The following is an 18,621-nucleotide window of genomic DNA, read 5'->3' on the forward strand; positions in this document are numbered from 1 at the left end:
GGCTTTATTGTAGGTGGGCCAGTTGGTGATTTTGAACTTTTGCTTTGCCACGGAACGGTCTGCGTTGTCGGGAAGATACGTGATCTGATCCTTCAACTCAGCAAAAGTTCGATTTATTCAACAAAGCCCTTCTGAGGCTTTAGAAGAGTTGTATGATTATTCATTCATAGGGTTTTATAAGGCGGGTGGTAGTGGCTATGGTGGTTCAGAATATGTGTTTAAATACAGAGATTCCCGTGCATCTTTCTCTCATGCCTCTACTAGGTTCCGAATTCATCCTGGTCTAATTGAAGTTCTTGGATTAAAAAAAGTATAATTTTATCTTTAGCCCAGCTAATGCTGGGCTTTTCTTTTAGGGGGAGGGTACACAAAGAACTTTTTACCCATCATGTGTTTATTTCGGGGTTATTAGATATTGAATGCTTTACTGCATGTTTATGATGGTGGTGAATGACATGCGAATAATAGAATTTGACGATGATTCTGTGATGTAAAGATGACGCAGCCCCTACACTTAGGGGCCGGTATATAGGTTATTAAAGGAGTGTTTCTAAGGAGGGTTCGACTATGCAGCGAGATGTATCGAGTTCTGCATGGCTGTTTTTACAGCAGGGAGGTAGCTGAGGTGTAGGACACCCATTTTGGGGTTGGTTGTTGGTTTTTGGCCTGGCTGAACTGGCGCCAAGTCGAACCATTCTGAGTCATACGGTATCGTGACAGCCATGTTCATGTCGAACTTGGTGTCAAACGCAAGACCGCTGTCAGAAAAATTTGCATCTGCTTTCTTCAGCACAAATTCAGACTTGTAAATTTTGTCCGTTTTTTGGCTGGTACCGTACACGACCTTCACAACATGGTGTTCAGGCGATACCGCGATTACTAATGCGGGGCGGGGCTTTGGTCTAGGATTCCCAAGAAAGTGATAAGTATTTGAAATTTAGTGCACGTATTTGCAGCTATTTCAGGTCGGTTTTTGCTCACTTTTATTATTAACTGATTGATATTTAACAAAAATAAATGAGTGCTGGCAGAAACAGGAATCGTATTCGGTCTCTTTTTATCTTTATCTGTCTTCTTTCCCAAGAGCCAGCGACATCCTGTCAGTCAAACACCCGCTGGCCTCTGGATGTCCCGTTATAGCACACCGTTTTTAGCATACACAATTCATTTACACACAAATTGCATCCTGCGGAAGAACGATATGAGGAAGGCGGAACCGTAAGCGAGGGGAGAGGAAAAGAAAAAACCTGCACCTAAACAGGCCCGGCGTGCAGGTTAACTGGCGGGCCAACATCGGAAGTCTGCTAGTATACCTATTTGTATGATAAATAGAATAAACAAAACCTTATTGATTTGGCAATTCATGCGATTAGTCGTCCGCGCCCCACTACGTGGCGGGAAATAATATTCAGAGGTGTAGTTTCGGGCAAACAGTATTATTCCGGAACGCTGAAGGTGGGAAATATCTGACTCTCCAGATAGCAGAGTAAAAGCCAAATTTCATCGCTGAAAATAAACCATATGCTGCCCAGCAGCACGACCGCCAGAATAATCAGCAGAAAAATTTCGGTTTTACTCATCATGCTAACGACTATCCAATGGCCTGCGGGACCATGATAGTAGCGAAATAAGAACATAATAAGCAAACGCTGCGTAACGGGGCGGGTTCGCTGGTCGCGAAATTTACATGCCCGGCAGCGGCTGCGTCAATATTGCCACCTGCTCCGCCAGCTGATCCAGCAGCTGGAATCGACGCCGGTATTCGGCCCGTTTTTTACTGGCGATGCTCTCCAGCGGTTTTCTGTCCAGACGCAGCGGTAGCTGCCAGCGCCAGAGGCTTTCCGGCTTGCCGTCGATGGATTGCCAGAACTCGTCATAGCTGGCGTGGAAATGGCGCCCCTTGCTCAGGCGATAGCGCAGGGCGCGGAACACATGGCCGTTATCGCTGACGCCGTAAATCGCCGCGATATGGCTGCGAGCGGCCAGCAGCCAGATAAACTCCAGCAGCAGGCGCTTCGGGAACAGACCGTAGCAGGCGCGGGTCGCCTGCTTGATCACCTCATGAGAAACGTGGCGTCGCGGTCCCTGTAAACCGCCGATGACCAGCTGCCAGGCGTCGCCCTCCCGGGTCACGCTGAAGGTCGCGCTGGCCAGCAGGGTATGGTCGCTGTCGCGCAGCCATAGGGTGGTTTCACCCTCACGCTCGGCTTTCCCGGCCGAAGAGGCCGAGAGGGTAAACTGGCGTTCATCCTTTCCATTGAGCGTCAGCAACGGGACCTCGCACACCGCGGTCATAGCATGCGCCAGCCGCGACCCGCGCAGGGTATCGACATAGCGATAATGGCTTATGACCGCCATCGCCCGCTGCCAGGCGTTGAGATCGCGCGTCAAATATTGACGGTGCACTTTCCCCGGCAGCGTCGCCTGCGCCGTCAGCAGCTGGTTAAAATCGTCACGAGCGCTCAGCGCCTCCAGCATCGCTTTGGTAGGGCTATAAAATAACGCCGTGCGCAGCAGAAACTTAAAGCGGTAATTTTTCTGCCGCCAGATAGGTGCGGGTGTTAATCTGCCCATCACCAGATCGGCAATGAGATGCGAGCGCGGCGTAAGCACGCTGGATGAATGCAGGCTATTGTCTGTCACGATAAACACCTCGTTGTTATTTCCTGCTATTTTAAAGCGAGGCACTGATAAGCTTAATGCTCTGGCCGACTATATTTGCCGTTTGTTTAAAATCGATTGAGGTGTAAATAAAAAACAGCGGCTGTAAGCTGGAATTACCTATAATTACGGCAGAGAGGTAATTATATGTATCAGCGTATTAATGGCAGCGACTGGCGTAATATCTGGCTGATGGGCGATCTGCATGGCTGCTTTGCGCTGCTGATGGAGCGCCTGCGCCGGCTGCGCTTTGATCCCTGGGCCGATCTGCTGATCTCGGTTGGCGATCTGATCGATCGCGGGCCGCAAAGCGCTGACTGTCTCGGCCTGTTGCGCAGCCGCTGGTTCAGGGCCGTGCGCGGGAATCATGAGCAGATGGCGCTGGAGGCGCTGGAGAGCGGAGATATGACGCTCTGGCAGATGAACGGCGGCGACTGGTACGCCCGGAGCAACGTGCGGCAGCGGGCTGACGTCGATCGGCTGCTGGCGCGCTGTCAGCGGCTGCCGTTGATTATTGAAGTGGAGTGCGCAAAGGCGCGGCATGTGATTGCCCATGCCGATTACCCGGCGCCGGTCTATCGCTGGCAGCAGCCGGTGGATCCCCAGCGGGTCCTGTGGAGCCGCCATCGTCTGAGTGAACATCTGGCGGGGCGTCATGGCGCTATCGCCGGGGCTGACCATTTCTGGTTTGGCCATACGCCGCTTCGCGCGCGTTGTGACTACGACAATCAACACTATATTGACACCGGCGCCGTGTTCGGCGGCACGCTGACCCTGGTGGCGCTGCAGTCGGCAGGCTAAAAGTCACTGTATTCGCTGGCGGGTTGCCAGAAGCCGTCAATAAAATCTTCTATCGGGTAGCAGCCGCCGTGGCGGATCCGCTGATCTTCCATCGCCACCAGGCACTGCGTTTCCTCGCGGTAGACGTCAACCACAATGTCCTCGCAGCCGCCATCCAGATAGCAAATAAACAACACTAAGGCAAACATCCTGGCCTCTTGTCCGGGGGCACATACTCTTTAGTGTAGGGGATGACGGCGGGACGGGGAAATAAATAACCCGTCTCAGGCGACGGGTTCATTGGTGTCAGGCAAGGCGCATGACCCAGGCATCGGACTGGCGGTCGTAATGTTTACGGTAGAGGACGGAATGTTCACCATTGAGAATCGCGGGAACGCTGGTATCGGCATCCCAGGCGTCAAGCTGCATACATAAATCTGGATCGGATTTGCAGGGAATACTTAACGTTCGCTCACCCTGATGTTCACCATGCAGTTCGGCATCGTCTATCTCAAACGCGCCGATGCGGACATTGGTTTTACTCATCGCTTCACCCCATTTTTTCAGCTGAGTTGTGGTACGACCAGTTGCGGCCGTCATTTTTCAGCGTAGTCAATGGGGGGAAAACCGCCAGTCAAAAAGTGCGTATTTTTTGCGCGGTGTCACACCTTGCCGGCAAAAAGTTTCCCATCGCGTACCAGCTCGCGCGGATAACTGTTCTTCAGTCGGGAGCCGATGCGCTTGGCCAGGCCCAGCGGCACGCCCTGGAAGGTCACAATGGTTTCGTCCTGCGCTGGCGGGGTTTGCGGATAGACGTCGCGTCCGCGATACCACGCCTCCGCCTCCTCCAGCGTCAGCTCGAAGGCGCGCTGCGGCGCGGCAAAGGCAATAACCGCCTCATGCTGCCAGCGATAACCCTTATTGTGCAGCTCCGCCAGGCGCACGCCAATGCGCGAAAACCGCACCCGACCAAACAGAGGCTCCATAGACTGCGGAAACAGCCATAGCTCTTTATCTCGTTGCCACAGCGTGTGGCTCGCGTCCCATTCCAGGCCGACAGCGCGGGCTGCGGCGGTCGCCGCTGCGGCTTCCCGGCCCTTCAGCGGCACAAACGGGAACTTGCCGACCTTATAGCCCGGCGCCGGGAGCGGATCGATCGCCGCAGTCTTGCGCAGGCGAGCGACAAAGAAGCCTTCACAATCGTAGATCTGCGGGAAGACATGCAGAAATCCCTCCGCGGTTAGGGCATCTGCCGCGCCGGGAAACAGCGCTTCCAGCGGCTGGATCTCTACCGCCTGCGGGTAACGGGACAGCAGCCAGTGAATGACTGACTGATTTTCTTCGCGGTTCAGGGTGCAGGTCGAATAGACCAGCGTCCCGCCAGGGCGCAGGGCATGGAAAGCGCTGTCGATAAGTTCGCGCTGGGTGGCGGCGATGTCGAGGTTGCTCTCCGGCGACCAGTTTTTCAGCGCGTCGGCATCTTTGCGTACCACCCCTTCGCCGGAGCAGGGGGCATCAAGCAGAATGGCGTCGAAGGCTTCGGGCAATGCCGCGCCGAACACCCGCCCGTCGAAATGGGTCAGGGCGACGTTGCTGATGCCGCAGCGGCTGATGTTGGCATGCAGCACTTTCACCCGGCTGGCGGAGAACTCATTCGCCAGGATGCCGCCCGCATTGCCCATCCGGGCGGCGATCTGGGTGGTTTTCGACCCCGGGGCGGCGGCAACGTCCATGACCCGTTCAGGCAGCGGGTTGTCGGCGAACAGGGCGGCGACCGGCAGCATTGAGCTTGCTTCCTGAATATAGAACAGCCCGCTGAGGTGTTCGGCGGTGCTGCCCAGCGGCAGCGCATCGTCGTCCCGCTCGATCCAGAATCCCTCCTCACACCAGGGGACCGGCGTCAGCTGCCAGCCATAGGGAGCGACCAGAGAGAGGAAATCATCGACGCTAATTTTCAGCGTATTGACGCGAATACTACGGCGTAGCGGGCGCTGACAGGCGGCGATAAAGTCGTCGAAAGAGAGGTGCGCCGGCATTGCCGCGCGCATTTGAGCGAGAAACGCTTCAGGGAAATAGACAGTATTTTCGGCCACGGGCAGCGCACCACAGAAAAAAAGGGTGAGCAGTTTAGCACAAACGCCCCGGTGCAGGACACCGGGGCGTGCGGTTTGTCGTCTGCCCGCCGCCGGCGTTTGCCGGGGCGGGAGAAGGGGAGGTGAGGATTACTGCGGCAGGGCGGTGCCCCACTCCCGCCACTCTTTCGGCTCGCTCTCCAGCAGCAGGAAGTGCTTGCCGTCCTGGGCCTTCGGCGCCAGCGGCGTACCCGGCGGCGTGGCAAAGGCGATCCCGCCGCGGATAAACTGATTGAAGGTCCCGGTTTTCACCACGCCGCCAACCAGGCCGAAGTCGAGGCTGTAACCTGAGGCCAGCCAGAACACCGAGTTATTGCGCACCAGGTACTGGTAGCGCTTGCTGATGCGCATCTTAACCATGACCCGGTCAGACATCGATCCCAGCGACAGACCGGTCACCGTCCCGACTTCCAGACCGCGGAACAGCACCGGCGTACCGATGCCAAGCGATCCGGCCTCCGGCGCTTCCACCACGATATTCAGACCGTCGATATAGCGCGAGTCGCTGATCGTCGTATCCTGGATCTCAAAGTCGCGACGCGCCGGGCCGCGTCCGGGCTCAACGTTAATATAGGACTGGAACAGGGTGTCGAGATGCTCCACGCCTGCCGCGGAGATCTGCGGGGTGATCACCGAGAAGCGAGTCCCGGCGCGGGCAAACGTGCCGACGTATTCCGGGTAAAGCACGGCTTTCGCCTGCACCTCGTTTTTGGCGGTGATCAGCTCCAGGGACTGGATCTGACCGATATCAATGCCGAGATAGCGAATCGGCATCCCGGCCGCCATCTTCCCGGCGTCAAACGCATGCAGGGTGATCTGGCCGCCCACGGCGCGCGCCGCCGTTTCAGAAGCGTAAAGGATGCGTTTATTATTCAGCCGCGCGTTGGCGCTGCTGCCGTTGAGGTTATCGAAACTGATCGCTCCTTTAATGGCGCGGGCCAGCGGCGAGGCCTGAACGGTGAGCCCGTTGCCGTCAAGTTTGACCTTCGCACCCCCTTCCGCCCAGAAGACGCTGTTGTTGGTCAGCAGGTAGCGGTACTCCGGCTTGATATGCAGATCGATATCGAAAGCGTCTTTGCGCGGTTTGACGGCGATGATCTCGCCGACGGCGAATTTACGATACAGCACCACCGAGCCAGCCTGAACGTCAGGCAGCGTCTCAGCGGAGAGGCTCAGGGTGGTGGTCGGCACTTCGCTCAGGCTGTTTTCCTGCGCCTTTTCGAGGTTGGCATACAGCGGATAGCTGCTCTGCATTTCGCCTTTTTCACCCGGGATCACCCGGATCCCGCCGTTCACCCATTCGCTGGCGCTGGCGCCCAGCACCTGCACGCCATCGAGCCCCACTTTGACGTCCAGACGACTGTTCACCACAAACTTGCTGTCGCCGCGAATCAGATCGCGGTATTCCGGGGCAATCGCCACCTGGAAGGTCACCCCTTTGGCCGTCAGCTTGCGCTCCAGCACCTGGCCAACTTTCACCCCGTGCAGCACCAGCGGCTGGCCGCCGTCGATCCCGTAGCTCTCCGGCGCCGAAAGGGTGACGGTGGCGACATTGGGCTCCTCCAGCAGCGCTTTATCCGCTGGCATGACGGAGAAGTGATTACGCGGTTCGCCTTCGCCGGGCACCAGCTCAAAGGTATTGCCGGTGAGCAGGGCGCTGACGCTGGGGTTATCAAGGGAGATCTTCGGCTTCTTCATCTGAATCAGCGTTTTCTCCCGCAGCAGGGTCACCACGCTCGGGTCGACGGTCATCTCGCCCGTGACTTTGCCGCCAGGGTTAAGATTCAGTTTGCTTAACTGGCCCACTTCCAGCCCCTGATACATCAGCGGCGTCGAGCCCGCTTTCAGGCCGTCGCCGTCCGGCAGGTCGAGGGTCACCACCACCCCGCGCTGACTGTGCGCCAGGTCTTCGTACAGATGATAGTCATCGTTTTGCGACGCGACCTGCGAATCGGCAGGGGAGTCAAAGGCGATGGCGCCGTTCACCAGCGCGGAAAGGTTCTCCAGCTGCACTTTGGCCCCGCTCAGGCCGACGTCGGCTTTGATCCCGGAGACGTTCCAGAAACGGCTGCCTTTTTTCACCAGGTTGGTAAACCGGCGCTCGATCAGCACATCAATGGTGACCCCCTGGTTATTGTCATTCAGCGTGAAGTCATACACCCGCCCGACCGGGATCTTACGGAAGTAGACCAGCGAGCCGCTGCTCAGAGAGCCAAGGTCGGGCGCCTGCAGGTGGATCATCAGCTCGCCGTTGTTGATGCGGTATTTGGGCTGGGTGTCGAGGGCAACGAAGTGATCTTCGGGTTCGCCCTTGCCCGGCATCATGCCGATGTAGTTCCCGCCCACCAGGGCATCCAGTCCTGACACGCCGGCCAGAGAGGCTTTCGGCGTCACCAGCCAGAACTGCGTATCTTTGCGCAGCGCCTCTTTCATATCGCGTTTGATGCTGGCGGAAACTTCAATTTTACTCAGGTCTTTACTGAGACTAATGTCCTGGACGGTACCGACTTCCACCCCCTGATAGCGGATAGGCGTCCGCCCCGGCACGATGCCGTTAGCAGACTGGAAATCGATAGTGATCGTCGATCCACGGTCGTCAAAGCTGGTCCAGATGAGCCAGGCGGCAATCAGCAGCGCGATGACCGGCAGCAGCCAGAATGGCGAGATACGACGTTTGGTTTTTATTCTGGCTTCAGTCTGCGAAGCGGGCGTTTCCTGACTCATGTGCGTCCCAAAGTAAGCGGCTGTCCAGCCATTCAACTGCAAGAATAGTTAAAATTACCGCGCCACCGAAGTAAACCGCGGCCGGCCCCATCGTAAAGGCGAGGAGCTGATCGCGATTGATTAGCGACATGGTGAGTGAGATAACAAACAGATCCAGCATCGACCAGCGGCCAATCCAGGTTATCAGCCGCAGCAGCAGGATGCGGGTGCGCAGCCCCTGCTCGCATTTGAATTGTATGCTGAGCAGCAGGGTAAATAACACTATAACTTTGGTGAATGGCACCAAAATACTGGCGATAAACACCACGCCGGCGATGGCGATATTGCTGCTGGCGAGGGAGATGATCCCGGAGAGGATGGTGTCTTCCTGGCGCGCGCCGTTAACGTAAATGATGGAGATCGGCAGCAGGTTGGCCGGTAAGAGCAAAATCAGCGAGGCAATCAGCGCCGCCCAGCTGCGCTGCAGGCTCTGCGGTCGGCGATGGTGAAGCGGCGTGTGGCAGCGCCGGCAGCGGCCGCGGGCGTCGCGGTAGCCGGTGTAGTGGCAGCCGGTGCAAACCTGCAGATTGTTATCGGCGCGGGTCGCCGGCCGTTCGGGATAGAATCGCTCCCACAGCTCTTCGACGTTCATATGGATAAGCGTCAGGATGCTCAGCAGCGTCAGGGAGATAAATGCCACGAGGCCGATGCCGGGCTGCAGAAAGGCGTAATCCTGCACCTTGATGGAGGCGACGCCGATGCCCACCAGATAGATATCCAGCATGACCCACTCCTTGAGCTTACCGAGCATTAGCAGCACCGGACGCAGGTTCATCCCCAGCACGTTGCCCAGCCACAGATAGCTAATCGAAACCACCAGCAGCACCGGGGCGACCACCGCGCAAAACAGCACCATCGCGGCGGTAAGCGGGTCGCCCTGCGCGGTCATCTGCCAAATTCCATGCAGGACGTTGGCGTCAATGCGAACCCCCAGCAGGTGAAGGCGCAGCAGGGGTTCGGACCAGGCAAAGGGCATTAACAGCAGCATCGCCAGGGCCATGCTGCCCAGACGGGTCAACGACCAGTCGCGGCCATCGCGCACCTTTGCGTTACAGCGCGGACACCAGGCGCTTTGGTTGCGTTTAAGCACCGGTAAGCGAAAGAGCATGTCACACTGCGTACAGCGCTGATAATGCGCATAGGGAAGCGGTGTGCTCACGGCATGCACGACCATCTTATTCGCAGGCTTAAGGGTGGATGTTTTTATCGGCATTTAATACGTACAGGAATGAATGTATCCCACTATCTTAACCTATGAATGAATTCATCTTGAGCCCAAGCGCATTTAATGCTTATTTTAGTAGGCTGTACGTATCAGGCAGTAAGACAACCAAGTGAAGATATAATGAGCAAAACAGAATTTTACGCGGATTTGAACCGCGATTTCCAGGCATTAATGGCAGGTGAAACCAGTTTCCTGGCGATGATCGCCAATACCAGCGCGCTGCTGTTTGAACGACTGGGCGAGGTCAACTGGGCCGGTTTCTATCTTCTGGAAGGCGATACCCTGGTGCTGGGGCCGTTCCAGGGCAAACTGGCCTGCGTGCGGATCCCGGTCGGGCGCGGCGTATGCGGCGCGGCGGTGGCGCAAGCCCAGGTGCAGCGCGTCGAGGACGTCCACGCGTTTGACGGCCACATCGCCTGCGATGCCGCCAGTAATTCGGAAATTGTCTTCCCCCTGCGCGTGAACGACCAGATTATCGGCGTGCTGGATATCGACAGTCCGGCTTACGGCCGCTTCACTGCTGAAGATGAGCAGGGGTTGCGCACGCTGGTCGAGCATCTGGAAAAACTCATCGCGGCCACTGATTATCAAAAAATCTTTACCCGTGTCGTGGGATAATCAACGGATAACGTAGCATTTAGCGAGGACGTCATTATAATGTCGCCTGTTCATGCCTGCGGCTTGTTGGCTACGTCCGTTGTAATCAGGAAATTTCATGGAAAATCAACCTAAGTTGAATAGCAGTAAAGAAGTTATCGCCTTTCTGGCCGAACGTTTCCCTCAGTGCTTCAGCGCTGAAGGCGAAGCGCGCCCCCTGAAAATCGGAATTTTTCAGGATCTCGTTGAGCGAGTGGGTGGTGAGATGAATCTCAGCAAAACCCAGCTTCGCGCTGCATTACGTCTCTATACCTCGAGCTGGCGCTATCTCTACGGCGTAAAAGCCGGCGCTATCCGCGTTGACCTGGACGGCAACCCGTGCGGCGAACTGGAAGAGCAGCACATTGCCCATGCGCGTCAGCAGCTGGAAGAAGCGAAAGCTCGCGTTCAGGCGCAGCGCGCTGCCCAGCAGGCGAAAAAACGCGAAGCCGCTGCCGCTGCAGGCCAGCCGGATGAAGGCGTTCGCCGCGAGCGTAAACCGCGTCCTCAGCAACCGCGTCGTAAAGAGGGTGCTGAACAGCGTAAACCGCGTCCTGTTGCAGCCAAAGCTCCGCGTGAAGAGCGTCTTACTCCGGTATCGGATGTTTCCGTTCTGACCGTCGGCCAGGCGCTGAAGGTAAAAGCAGGCAATAACGCAATGGACGCCACCGTTGTGGAAATCACCAAAGATGGCGTTCGTGTACAGCTGACTTCTGGTATGTCAATGATTGTACGCGCAGAACACCTGGTGTTCTGAAACGGAGGCCGGGCCAGGCATGAACACATTTTTTAAAATCACCGCGCTTGCGGGCCTGCTGGCAATAGCAGGCCATGCGTTCGCTGTTGATGAAATAACCCGTGCAGATCAAATCCCAGTGCTGAAAGAAGAGCCGCAGCACGCGACGGTGAGCGAGCGCGTGACATCGCGCTTTACCCGCTCTCACTACCGTCAGTTCGATCTCGACAACGCCTTCTCGGCAAAGATTTTTGACCGTTATCTGAACCTGCTGGATTACAGCCATAATGTGCTGCTGGCCAGCGATGTGGCGAAGTTCGCGGCGAAAAAAGACCAAATCGGCGACGAACTGCGCACCGGGAAACTGGACGTCTTCTATGACCTCTACAACCTGGCGCAGCAGCGCCGCTTCGAGCGCTATCAGTATGCGCTGAAGGTGCTGGAACGTCCGATGGACTTTACCGGCAACGATAATTTCAACCTTGACCGCTCCAAAGCGCCGTGGCCGAAAGACGAGGCCGAGCTGAACAAGCTGTGGGACGCCAAGGTGAAATTTGACCAGTTAAGCCTGAAGCTGGCGGGGAAAGACGATAAAGAGATCCGCGACACCTTAACCCGTCGCTATAAGTTCGCTATCCGTCGTCTGGCGCAAACCAACAGCGAAGATGTCTTCTCGCTGGCGATGACCGCCTTCGCCCGCGAAATCGACCCGCACACCAACTATCTGTCGCCGCGCAATACCGAGCAGTTCAACACCGAGATGAGTCTCTCACTCGAAGGGATCGGCGCTGTGCTGCAGATGGATGATGACTACACGGTCATTAATTCGCTGGTGGCGGGTGGTCCGGCTGCGAAGAGCAAAGCGATCAGCGTCGGCGACCGCATTGTCGGCGTCGGCCAGACCGGGAAGTCGATGGTCGATGTCATTGGCTGGCGTCTGGATGACGTCGTGGCGCTGATTAAAGGGCCGAAGGGCAGCAAGGTTCGCCTTGAGATCCTGCCGGCCGGCAAAGGGGCCAAGACGCGTATCGTCACCCTGACCCGCGAACGCATCCGTCTGGAAGACCGCGCGGTGAAGATGTCGGTGAAAACCGTCGGTAAAGAAAAAGTCGGCGTGCTGGATATCCCGGGCTTTTACGTCGGCCTGACCGATGACGTGAAAGTGCAGCTGCAGAAGCTGGAAAAACAGAACGTCAGCAGCGTGGTTATCGATCTGCGCAGCAACGGCGGCGGGGCGCTGACCGAAGCGGTATCGCTCTCGGGGCTGTTTATTCCGTCCGGCCCGGTGGTGCAGGTGCGGGATAACAATGGCAAGGTGCGCGAAGACAGCGATAACGATGGCGTAGTCTATTACAAAGGGCCGCTGGTGGTGCTGGTTGACCGCTTTAGCGCCTCAGCGTCTGAGATCTTTGCCGCCGCAATGCAGGATTATGGCCGCGCGCTGATCGTTGGCGAGCCGACCTTCGGTAAAGGTACCGTACAGCAGTATCGCTCGTTGAATCGTATCTACGATCAGATGCTGCGTCCGGACTGGCCGGCGTTAGGTTCCGTTCAGTACACCATCCAGAAGTTCTACCGCATTAACGGCGGCAGTACTCAGCGCAAAGGCGTAACGCCGGATATCATGATGCCAACCGGAAATGAAGATCGCGAAACCGGCGAGCAGTATGAAGACAACGCGCTGCCGTGGGATAGCATCAACGCGGCCACCTACGTGAAGTCCGGGGACCTCGCCCCGTTTGGACCGGAACTGCTCAAGCGCCACGACGAGCGTATTGCCCAGGATCCTGAGTTCCAGTACATCATGAAGGATATTGCCCGTTATAACGCGATGAAGGACAAACGTAACATCGTCTCTCTGAACTACGCGCAGCGTGAAAAAGAGAACGAAGAGGATGATGCGATTCGTCTGGCGCGGATTAACGATCGCCTGAAACGCGAAGGCAAACCGCCGCTGAAAAAACTGGACGATCTGCCGAAGGATTACCAGGAGCCGGATCCGTATCTTGATGAAACGGTCCATATCGCGGTAGACCTGGCGCATCTCGAAAAAGCGCGCCCGGCGGTGGAACCGCCGGCCAGCCAATAAGTCGCCAACGGGCACCCTGAGAGGTGCCCGTTTTTTTATGCGCCTGGTCATCGCCATTCAGCTCATCTAACAAAATGTCAACCTGCTCTGCCGCTGTCAGCAAGATGCTACAAAATGTAAAGTTGTGTTTTTATCGTGACTTAGCGGGGGCTGATGGTTGAAAATTGCAGCCTGACCCATACGATGTGGGTAATCGCATAGTGCGTTTTGTTAAATTGAGGTAAAAAGAAAATTATGATGCGAATCGCGCTTTTCCTGCTGACGAACCTGGCAGTGATGGTCGTGTTCGGGCTGGTGTTAAGCCTCACGGGGATCCAATCCAGCAGCATGACCGGTCTGTTGATTATGGCCCTGCTGTTCGGCTTCGGTGGTTCTATCGTTTCGCTGATGATGTCGAAATGGATGGCGCTGAAGTCTGTGGGTGGGGAAGTGATCGAGCAGCCGCGCAACGAAACGGAACGCTGGCTGATGAACACCGTTGCGCAGCAGGCGCAGCAGGCGGGCATTGCCATGCCGCAGGTGGCTATCTATCACGCCCCTGACATTAACGCCTTCGCTACCGGCGCGCGTCGCGACGCCTCGCTGGTCGCCGTCAGTACCGGACTGTTGCAAAACATGAGCCGTGATGAAGCGGAAGCGGTCATCGCCCATGAAATCAGCCACATCGCCAATGGCGATATGGTCACCATGACGCTGATCCAGGGGGTGGTAAACACCTTCGTTATCTTTATCTCCCGCGTTATCGCGCAGATTGCGGCCGGCTTCCTCGGCGGCAACCGGGAAGATGAAGGCGAGAGCAGCAATGGCAACCCGCTGATCTACTTCGCCGTCGCTACGGTGCTGGAGCTGGTGTTCGGTATTCTGGCCAGCATTATCACCATGTGGTTCTCTCGTCATCGCGAGTTCCATGCTGATGCCGGCTCGGCGCGCCTGGTGGGCCGCGAGAAGATGATTGCCGCCCTGCAGCGTCTGAAAACCAGCTATGAGCCGCAGGAAGCCAGCAGTATGATGGCGTTCTGCATTAATGGTAAAGCGAAATCCATGAGCGAGCTGTTTATGACCCACCCGCCGCTGGACAAGCGTATTGAAGCCCTGCGTAGCGGTGAATATCTGAAATAGTCCGTCATCTGACGCTGAAAATAAAAATCCGCAGCCCGAAGGCTGCGGATTTTTTTTTGTCCTTCATCGTCAGGCTGCGCGCGGCTGGGTGACGCGCAGACCGCTAATCAGCGTAGCGACGGTCGCCAGGATGCCGGCCAGCAGCAGGGCGGTGTGGGTGCCGCTGTTGCCGAGCAGGTTGAACAGCAGGGCCACCAGCGCGGCGCCGGTGCTCTGGCCGAGCAGGCGAGCGGTGCCCAGCATGCCGCTGGCGCCGCCGCTGCGATGGCTCGGCGCCGAGGCGACAATGGTGTGGTTGTTGGGCGACTGGAACAGCCCGAAGCCGGCGCCGCACAGCGCCATACGCCAGATAATATCCAGATCGGTGGGCGACGCCGGAAGCAGCGCCAGACCGAACAGGCCGCAGGCCATAACCAGCAGCCCAATGGCCCCCAGCAGCCCCGCATGGCATTTCTCGATTAAATAGCCGGCCAGCGGCGCCATCACCATCGTCGCCAGCGGCCACGGCGTCAGCAGCAGGCCGGTTTCCACTTCGCTGCGCCCCATCATCGTCTGCAGGAAGAAAGGCAGAGAGACCATCGCCAGCATCTGTGCGCAGAAGGAGCAGATGGAGGTGCAGATTGAGAGGGAGAAGAGCGGGATGCGCAGCAGATCGACCGGCAGCAGCGGGACGGGCATCGTGAGCTGACGGCGAACGAAGAAAAAGCCTACCACCAGCATAGCGGCGACCTCCGCCAGCACCAGCTGCGTGGACTGGCCCTGGGCGAAACCGCTCAGGGCGGTGATCAACAGCCCGAAGGTCAGCGCGTTCATGATGGCGCTCGGCAAATCGAAGCGGACGATTTTGCTGCGCGCGCTGTTGGGCGGCAGAAAGCGCATGGCCAGGACAAAGGCGACGATGCCGAGAGGCACGTTAATTAAAAACAGCCATTGCCATGAGGCGAGGGAGAGGATGGCGGCGGCGATCGTCGGGCCTGCCGCCGAAGAGACGGCGACGACAAAGGAGTTGATACCCATGCCGCGACCGAGAAAGCGCTGCGGATAAATCAGGCGGATCAACGCCGTGTTTACGCTCATCAGCGCGGCGCCGCCTAGTCCCTGGGCGACGCGGGCGAAGGTCAGCATTTCGAGGCTGCGCGACAGGGCGCAGGCCAGCGAGGTAAAGATAAACACCACCAGGCCTATCTTATAGATACGGCGATAACCGACCATGTCGCCGAGGAAAGAGAGCGGCAGCAGGGCGATAACAATGGCGATTTGGTAGGCGTTAACGATCCAGATTGAAGCCGCCGGCGAGGCGTTAAGATCGCTGGCGATGGTTGGCAGCGCGACGTTAGCGATAGCCCCGTCGAGCACGGCCATGGTCAGCCCAAGCACAATGGTCAGAATGGCGCCATAGCGTTGCGGCAGCGGCACGCCATCGGATGAATTTTTATCCATGGTGAATATAAGTCTTAAATGAAACGGTTTTTTGAATGATGAGTTTAGCATTGATTATTCCGCAGTATGTCGCAGATTTGTAACGAAGTGGCAGAAGAATGATTGCGGCGCAGAGGCGGCGAATTTATAATAAAAACCGGTTCTAAATTTTATAAAACAGTTACGACGAGGTGATAAATGGCAGGTGCAGATTTGGATAAACAGCCAGATTCTGTCTCTTCGGTATTGAAGGTTTTCGGCATCCTGCAGGCGCTGGGTGAAGAGCGTGAAATTGGCATTACCGAACTGTCCCAGCGCGTCATGATGTCGAAAAGCACCGTTTATCGCTTTTTACAGACCATGAAATCACTGGGCTATGTGGCGCAGGAGGGAGAGTCTGAGAAATACTCCCTCACGCTCAAACTGTTCGAGCTGGGCGCGCGCGCGCTGCAGAACGTCGATCTGGTGCGCAGCGCCGATATTCAGATGCGGGAACTCTCCCGCCTGACGAAAGAGACTATCCATCTCGGCGCGCTGGATGAAGACAGTATTGTTTACATTCACAAGATTGATTCAATGTATAACCTGCGGATGTACTCGCGTATCGGCCGTCGCAACCCGCTGTACAGCACCGCGATTGGCAAGGTTCTGCTGGCGTGGCGCGATCGCAGCGAAGTGGAGCAGATCCTTGACGGCGTGGAGTATAAACGCAGCACCGAGCGGACCATCACCAGTACCGCTGAGTTGCTGAAGGTGCTGGATGGCGTTCGCGAGCAGGGGTATGGCGAAGATAACGAAGAGCAGGAAGAGGGGCTACGCTGCATCGGGGTACCGGTATTCGACCGTTTCGGCGTGGTCATCGCCGGGCTGAGTATCTCTTTCCCGACCTTACGTTTCTCTGAAGAACGTTTGCATGAATATGTGGCGATGCTGCACCAGGCGGCGCGCAAGATTTCTGAGCAGATGGGATATAACGACTACCCCTTCTGACCCGGCGCTGAAGCATTCGGCGACCGCGGCGCTATCGTCGCGGTCGCCGGTTCGATCTTAGCCGTTATCGACGACGGTTGCGCTTTTACGCAGCAGCGGGCAGCTGCTGACGCCGATCACGCCGCTATTGGAATGCACATAAAGTGCGGTACTGACCCCACGGGCGGTGAGGTATTGACACTTCAGGCCCAGACCGCCGACGTTTTCTTCACTGTGGAATAATACCCCGTAGCCGCTTAATAATACGCCAATCCATAAGATAGCCACTACGACAATAGTACGAATGATTAATCGCATTGATGCCTCATTATTTGTAAGATCCTTGCCGTGATTTTGACACGAACACGTTTTGAAACAAGTCGATGATTCCTAAACTTGCCTTTCGTATTACAGTTAGCCGCGGTTTAAGAAGGCCGTGTTATCCTGGCGACATAAAGTACTGATGCGGAGAGTGGAGTGAAAAAATTACGGTGGGTTTTACTGATAGTCATCATAGCAGGCTGCCTGTTGCTGTGGACTCAGATGCTTAACGTAATGTGCGACCAGGATGTTCAGTTTTTCAGCGGCATTTGCACTATCAATAAATTTATCCCGTGGTAAGACATTTTTCTGACGACCGATTTCCTTCTGCGCCGCGGGTGGTAGAATGAACGCCTTCTCTTTGAGGTGGTGAAATGAGTGAGTTACTAAATCCTGGGATCTTAAATCTGGCATCGCTGGCCGTGTCTGTGGCGCTGCTGCTTGTCGGTCTGTTGTTATGGTTCTTCGTCAACCGCGCCAGCTCGCGGGCGAATGAGCAGATAGAACTGCTGCAGGCGCTATTGGATCAGCAAAAGCGGCAGAATGCGCTGCTACGTCGCCTGTGCGAAGCCAGTGCGCCGGAAAAAGAGGACGTGGCTGAGCCGACCGTCGCCGGTAAGGCGAAAGGGGAGGACGACTTTATCCGCCTGGTGGCAGAGCGCTAAGTACCTCGACAGGTGTGCATCATAAGATGCGCACCTGCATGATAGCGGGCGGTAATATCTTATTCTTATTCCATTATTCCATTATTCCTTTCTCAATGTACTATCCCCTTTTTTACACGCTGTAAATAAAGTGATCCCCGCCGCGTTTATTGTTGGATAACGTGACGCTGTCATCTTTTTTTCATTATTAAGGTGCAGAATTAGCACTATTTTTAGCGTGACGACTAACAGGTTTTATTATCACTACACTGGCGTGGCTTTAGCGATTTTTCGTCTGGGGTTATAACGAATTTTGCGCATCAATATTCATCATGGCCCGCCAGTCGCCCGTATACTGGCAGTTCGTATACGGACATACCTGGACGAAGCGAAGTTGTTGAGCTATGGTAAAAAAGTTGCCGTTACCGGGCTGCGCTCTTGCGTTATTGATAACCGCCATAGCGCCTTGCCAGGGGCGACAAACACGCATAAATGTGCAGGCGATCAAAGGATTACCTTATAATTTGTGCGAACGATCGAGACACGTTTAAAAATGGCTTGCCATTATTTACGTAGTGTGTGATAACACCTTTCGGGTTAAACGAGGTACAGTTCTGTTTATGTGTGGCATTTTCAGTAAAGAAGTCCTGAGTAAACACGTTGTCGTTGAATACCGCTTCTCTGCCGAACCTTAAATTAGTGCCTCATGCAGTTATGTGTCAGTTTTATCTATGTAAACGCCAGCAGGCGAAGAAAACAGTCTAAGGAATTTTGCAAATGGCAAAGATTAAAGGTCAAGTTAAGTGGTTCAACGAGTCTAAAGGTTTTGGTTTCATTACTCCGGCTGATGGCAGCAAAGACGTGTTCGTACACTTCTCCGCTATCCAGGGTAACGGCTTCAAAACTCTGGCTGAAGGCCAGAACGTTGAGTTCGAAATTCAGGACGGCCAGAAAGGTCCGGCTGCAGTTAACGTAACTGCTATCTGATACAAGACCACTCTTCTTGTATAAAAGCCTCGCCTGCGCGGGGCTTTTGCGTTTTTATTGCAAAGCATGTCATTTTTCCCCCTCTCGTCGCGTCTTGTTGCAAATACTCAACTTTATTAGCATTGTGTAGCAGTCTGTTT

At 55.9% G+C, this 18,621-nt stretch carries 19 protein-coding genes and 2 pseudogenes; 10 read left to right on the forward strand and 11 right to left on the reverse strand.

Features of this window, described 5'->3' with window-relative positions; all coding sequences use genetic code 11:
• The 4 genes from K5R89_RS27350 to K5R89_RS04885 form a co-directional block, all read right to left on the reverse strand.
• A partial coding sequence (locus K5R89_RS27350) for a hypothetical protein (protein WP_047353184.1) occupies nt 1-96 on the reverse strand: 96 nt, incomplete at its 3' end.
• Nucleotides 97-565: 469 nt separating this feature from the next.
• Nucleotides 566-841, reverse strand: a complete 276-nt coding sequence (locus K5R89_RS04875; RefSeq protein WP_142375639.1) for a hypothetical protein — start codon at nt 839-841, stop codon at nt 566-568.
• 595 nt (nt 842-1,436) lie between these two features.
• Nucleotides 1,437-1,580, reverse strand: coding sequence for an Ecr family regulatory small membrane protein (locus K5R89_RS04880; RefSeq protein WP_032425946.1), 144 nt, complete (start codon nt 1,578-1,580; stop codon nt 1,437-1,439).
• 103 nt (nt 1,581-1,683) lie between these two features.
• Entirely contained in the window at nt 1,684-2,652 is a 969-nt protein-coding gene (locus K5R89_RS04885; protein ID WP_165455260.1) for a VirK/YbjX family protein, read from the reverse strand.
• Between the two features lie 156 nt (nt 2,653-2,808).
• Between K5R89_RS04885 and pphA the strand changes: the two genes are divergently transcribed.
• Nucleotides 2,809-3,462, forward strand: a complete 654-nt coding sequence (gene pphA / locus K5R89_RS04890) for a protein-serine/threonine phosphatase (protein ID WP_023290232.1) — start codon at nt 2,809-2,811, stop codon at nt 3,460-3,462.
• On the opposite strand, the gene K5R89_RS04895 is transcribed toward pphA, so the two are convergent.
• The 5 genes from K5R89_RS04895 to yebS all read right to left on the reverse strand — a co-directional run bounded on the left by K5R89_RS04895 (nt 3,459) and on the right by yebS (nt 9,549).
• Complete coding sequence (locus K5R89_RS04895; protein WP_002911395.1) at nt 3,459-3,650, reverse strand: YebW family protein; 192 nt, start codon at nt 3,648-3,650, stop codon at nt 3,459-3,461. The two genes, pphA and K5R89_RS04895, sit on opposite strands and share 4 nt — an antisense overlap.
• Before the next feature lie 97 nt (nt 3,651-3,747).
• Complete coding sequence (locus tag K5R89_RS04900) at nt 3,748-3,987, reverse strand: YebV family protein (RefSeq protein ID WP_002911393.1); 240 nt, start codon at nt 3,985-3,987, stop codon at nt 3,748-3,750.
• 116 nt (nt 3,988-4,103) lie between these two features.
• Nucleotides 4,104-5,534 (reverse strand): 16S rRNA (cytosine(1407)-C(5))-methyltransferase RsmF, encoded by a 1,431-nt coding sequence (rsmF, locus tag K5R89_RS04905; RefSeq protein WP_087827143.1) that lies wholly within the window; start codon nt 5,532-5,534, stop codon nt 4,104-4,106.
• A 129-nt stretch (nt 5,535-5,663) separates the two neighbouring features.
• Nucleotides 5,664-8,297: a PqiB family protein gene (locus K5R89_RS04910; protein WP_017900210.1), complete on the reverse strand. Its 2,634-nt coding sequence runs from the start codon at nt 8,295-8,297 to the stop codon at nt 5,664-5,666.
• Nucleotides 8,266-9,549, reverse strand: coding sequence for a membrane integrity lipid transport subunit YebS (yebS, locus tag K5R89_RS04915; protein WP_032428915.1), 1,284 nt, complete (start codon nt 9,547-9,549; stop codon nt 8,266-8,268). Before yebS ends, K5R89_RS04910 begins: the two co-directional genes overlap by 32 nt.
• A gap of 132 nt (nt 9,550-9,681) precedes the next feature.
• On the opposite strand from yebS, the pseudogene K5R89_RS04920 reads away from it, so the two are divergent.
• The 4 genes and pseudogenes from K5R89_RS04920 to htpX all read left to right on the forward strand — a co-directional run bounded on the left by K5R89_RS04920 (nt 9,682) and on the right by htpX (nt 14,141).
• Nucleotides 9,682-10,195 (forward strand): annotated as a pseudogene (locus K5R89_RS04920) (GAF domain-containing protein).
• 81 nt (nt 10,196-10,276) lie between these two features.
• Nucleotides 10,277-10,954: an RNA chaperone ProQ gene (gene proQ / locus K5R89_RS04925; RefSeq protein ID WP_023290227.1), complete on the forward strand. Its 678-nt coding sequence runs from the start codon at nt 10,277-10,279 to the stop codon at nt 10,952-10,954.
• 19 nt (nt 10,955-10,973) lie between these two features.
• Entirely contained in the window at nt 10,974-13,022 is a 2,049-nt protein-coding gene (gene prc, locus K5R89_RS04930) for a carboxy terminal-processing peptidase (RefSeq protein ID WP_032453364.1), read from the forward strand.
• A gap of 234 nt (nt 13,023-13,256) precedes the next feature.
• On the forward strand, nt 13,257-14,141 hold the full coding sequence (htpX, locus tag K5R89_RS04935; protein ID WP_023290225.1) for a protease HtpX: 885 nt from the start codon (nt 13,257-13,259) through the stop codon (nt 14,139-14,141).
• Nucleotides 14,142-14,210: 69 nt separating this feature from the next.
• Here the strand turns inward: htpX and K5R89_RS04940 are convergent, their stop codons facing one another.
• Complete coding sequence (locus K5R89_RS04940; RefSeq protein ID WP_087827141.1) at nt 14,211-15,581, reverse strand: MFS transporter; 1,371 nt, start codon at nt 15,579-15,581, stop codon at nt 14,211-14,213.
• A 177-nt stretch (nt 15,582-15,758) separates the two neighbouring features.
• On the opposite strand from K5R89_RS04940, the gene kdgR reads away from it, so the two are divergent.
• Nucleotides 15,759-16,550 carry a DNA-binding transcriptional regulator KdgR gene (gene kdgR, locus K5R89_RS04945; protein ID WP_004203369.1) on the forward strand — a complete coding sequence of 264 codons (792 nt, stop codon included), beginning with the start codon at nt 15,759-15,761 and terminating at the stop codon, nt 16,548-16,550.
• A gap of 57 nt (nt 16,551-16,607) precedes the next feature.
• Here the strand turns inward: kdgR and K5R89_RS04950 are convergent, their stop codons facing one another.
• A complete protein-coding gene (locus K5R89_RS04950) occupies nt 16,608-16,847 on the reverse strand; it encodes a YobH family protein (protein ID WP_023290223.1) in 240 nt (79 codons plus the stop codon).
• Between the two features lie 159 nt (nt 16,848-17,006).
• Here K5R89_RS04950 and mgrB point away from each other — a divergent pair, with 159 nt between their 5' ends.
• The 4 genes and pseudogenes from mgrB (at nt 17,007) to cspE (ending at nt 18,481) form a co-directional block, all read left to right on the forward strand.
• Nucleotides 17,007-17,150 (forward strand): PhoP/PhoQ regulator MgrB, encoded by a 144-nt coding sequence (gene mgrB, locus K5R89_RS04955; protein ID WP_002911375.1) that lies wholly within the window; start codon nt 17,007-17,009, stop codon nt 17,148-17,150.
• A gap of 74 nt (nt 17,151-17,224) precedes the next feature.
• The gene (locus tag K5R89_RS04960; protein ID WP_217259212.1) at nt 17,225-17,515 is read left to right on the forward strand and encodes a YebO family protein; all 291 of its coding nucleotides are present in this window, start codon (nt 17,225-17,227) and stop codon (nt 17,513-17,515) included.
• 599 nt (nt 17,516-18,114) lie between these two features.
• Nucleotides 18,115-18,186 (forward strand): annotated as a pseudogene (locus tag K5R89_RS04965) (DUF2627 domain-containing protein); the annotation flags it as partial.
• Between the two features lie 85 nt (nt 18,187-18,271).
• Entirely contained in the window at nt 18,272-18,481 is a 210-nt protein-coding gene (cspE, locus tag K5R89_RS04970; protein WP_001062678.1) for a transcription antiterminator/RNA stability regulator CspE, read from the forward strand.
• Nucleotides 18,482-18,621: the final 140 nt, after the last annotated feature.

Source organism: Klebsiella sp. TF21-TM (assembly GCF_019753495.1).
Lineage (GTDB): Bacteria > Pseudomonadota > Gammaproteobacteria > Enterobacterales > Enterobacteriaceae > Klebsiella > Klebsiella quasipneumoniae.

Bases quoted from the DNA above. Each gene is read 5' to 3' on its own strand.
- K5R89_RS04880 (WP_032425946.1), bottom strand. From the start codon at position 1,580: ATGAGTAAAACCGAAATTTTTCTGCTGATTATTCTGGCGGTCGTGCTG.
- pphA (WP_023290232.1), top strand. From the start codon at position 2,809: ATGTATCAGCGTATTAATGGCAGCGACTGGCGTAATATCTGGCTGATG.
- K5R89_RS04895 (WP_002911395.1), bottom strand. From the start codon at position 3,650: ATGTTTGCCTTAGTGTTGTTTATTTGCTATCTGGATGGCGGCTGCGAG.
- K5R89_RS04900 (WP_002911393.1), bottom strand. From the start codon at position 3,987: ATGAGTAAAACCAATGTCCGCATCGGCGCGTTTGAGATAGACGATGCC.
- K5R89_RS04910 (WP_017900210.1), bottom strand. From the start codon at position 8,297: ATGAGTCAGGAAACGCCCGCTTCGCAGACTGAAGCCAGAATAAAAACC.
- yebS (WP_032428915.1), bottom strand. From the start codon at position 9,549: ATGCCGATAAAAACATCCACCCTTAAGCCTGCGAATAAGATGGTCGTG.
- proQ (WP_023290227.1), top strand. From the start codon at position 10,277: ATGGAAAATCAACCTAAGTTGAATAGCAGTAAAGAAGTTATCGCCTTT.
- prc (WP_032453364.1), top strand. From the start codon at position 10,974: ATGAACACATTTTTTAAAATCACCGCGCTTGCGGGCCTGCTGGCAATA.
- htpX (WP_023290225.1), top strand. From the start codon at position 13,257: ATGATGCGAATCGCGCTTTTCCTGCTGACGAACCTGGCAGTGATGGTC.
- K5R89_RS04940 (WP_087827141.1), bottom strand. From the start codon at position 15,581: ATGGATAAAAATTCATCCGATGGCGTGCCGCTGCCGCAACGCTATGGC.
- kdgR (WP_004203369.1), top strand. From the start codon at position 15,759: ATGGCAGGTGCAGATTTGGATAAACAGCCAGATTCTGTCTCTTCGGTA.
- K5R89_RS04950 (WP_023290223.1), bottom strand. From the start codon at position 16,847: ATGCGATTAATCATTCGTACTATTGTCGTAGTGGCTATCTTATGGATT.
- K5R89_RS04960 (WP_217259212.1), top strand. From the start codon at position 17,225: ATGAGTGAGTTACTAAATCCTGGGATCTTAAATCTGGCATCGCTGGCC.
- cspE (WP_001062678.1), top strand. From the start codon at position 18,272: ATGGCAAAGATTAAAGGTCAAGTTAAGTGGTTCAACGAGTCTAAAGGT.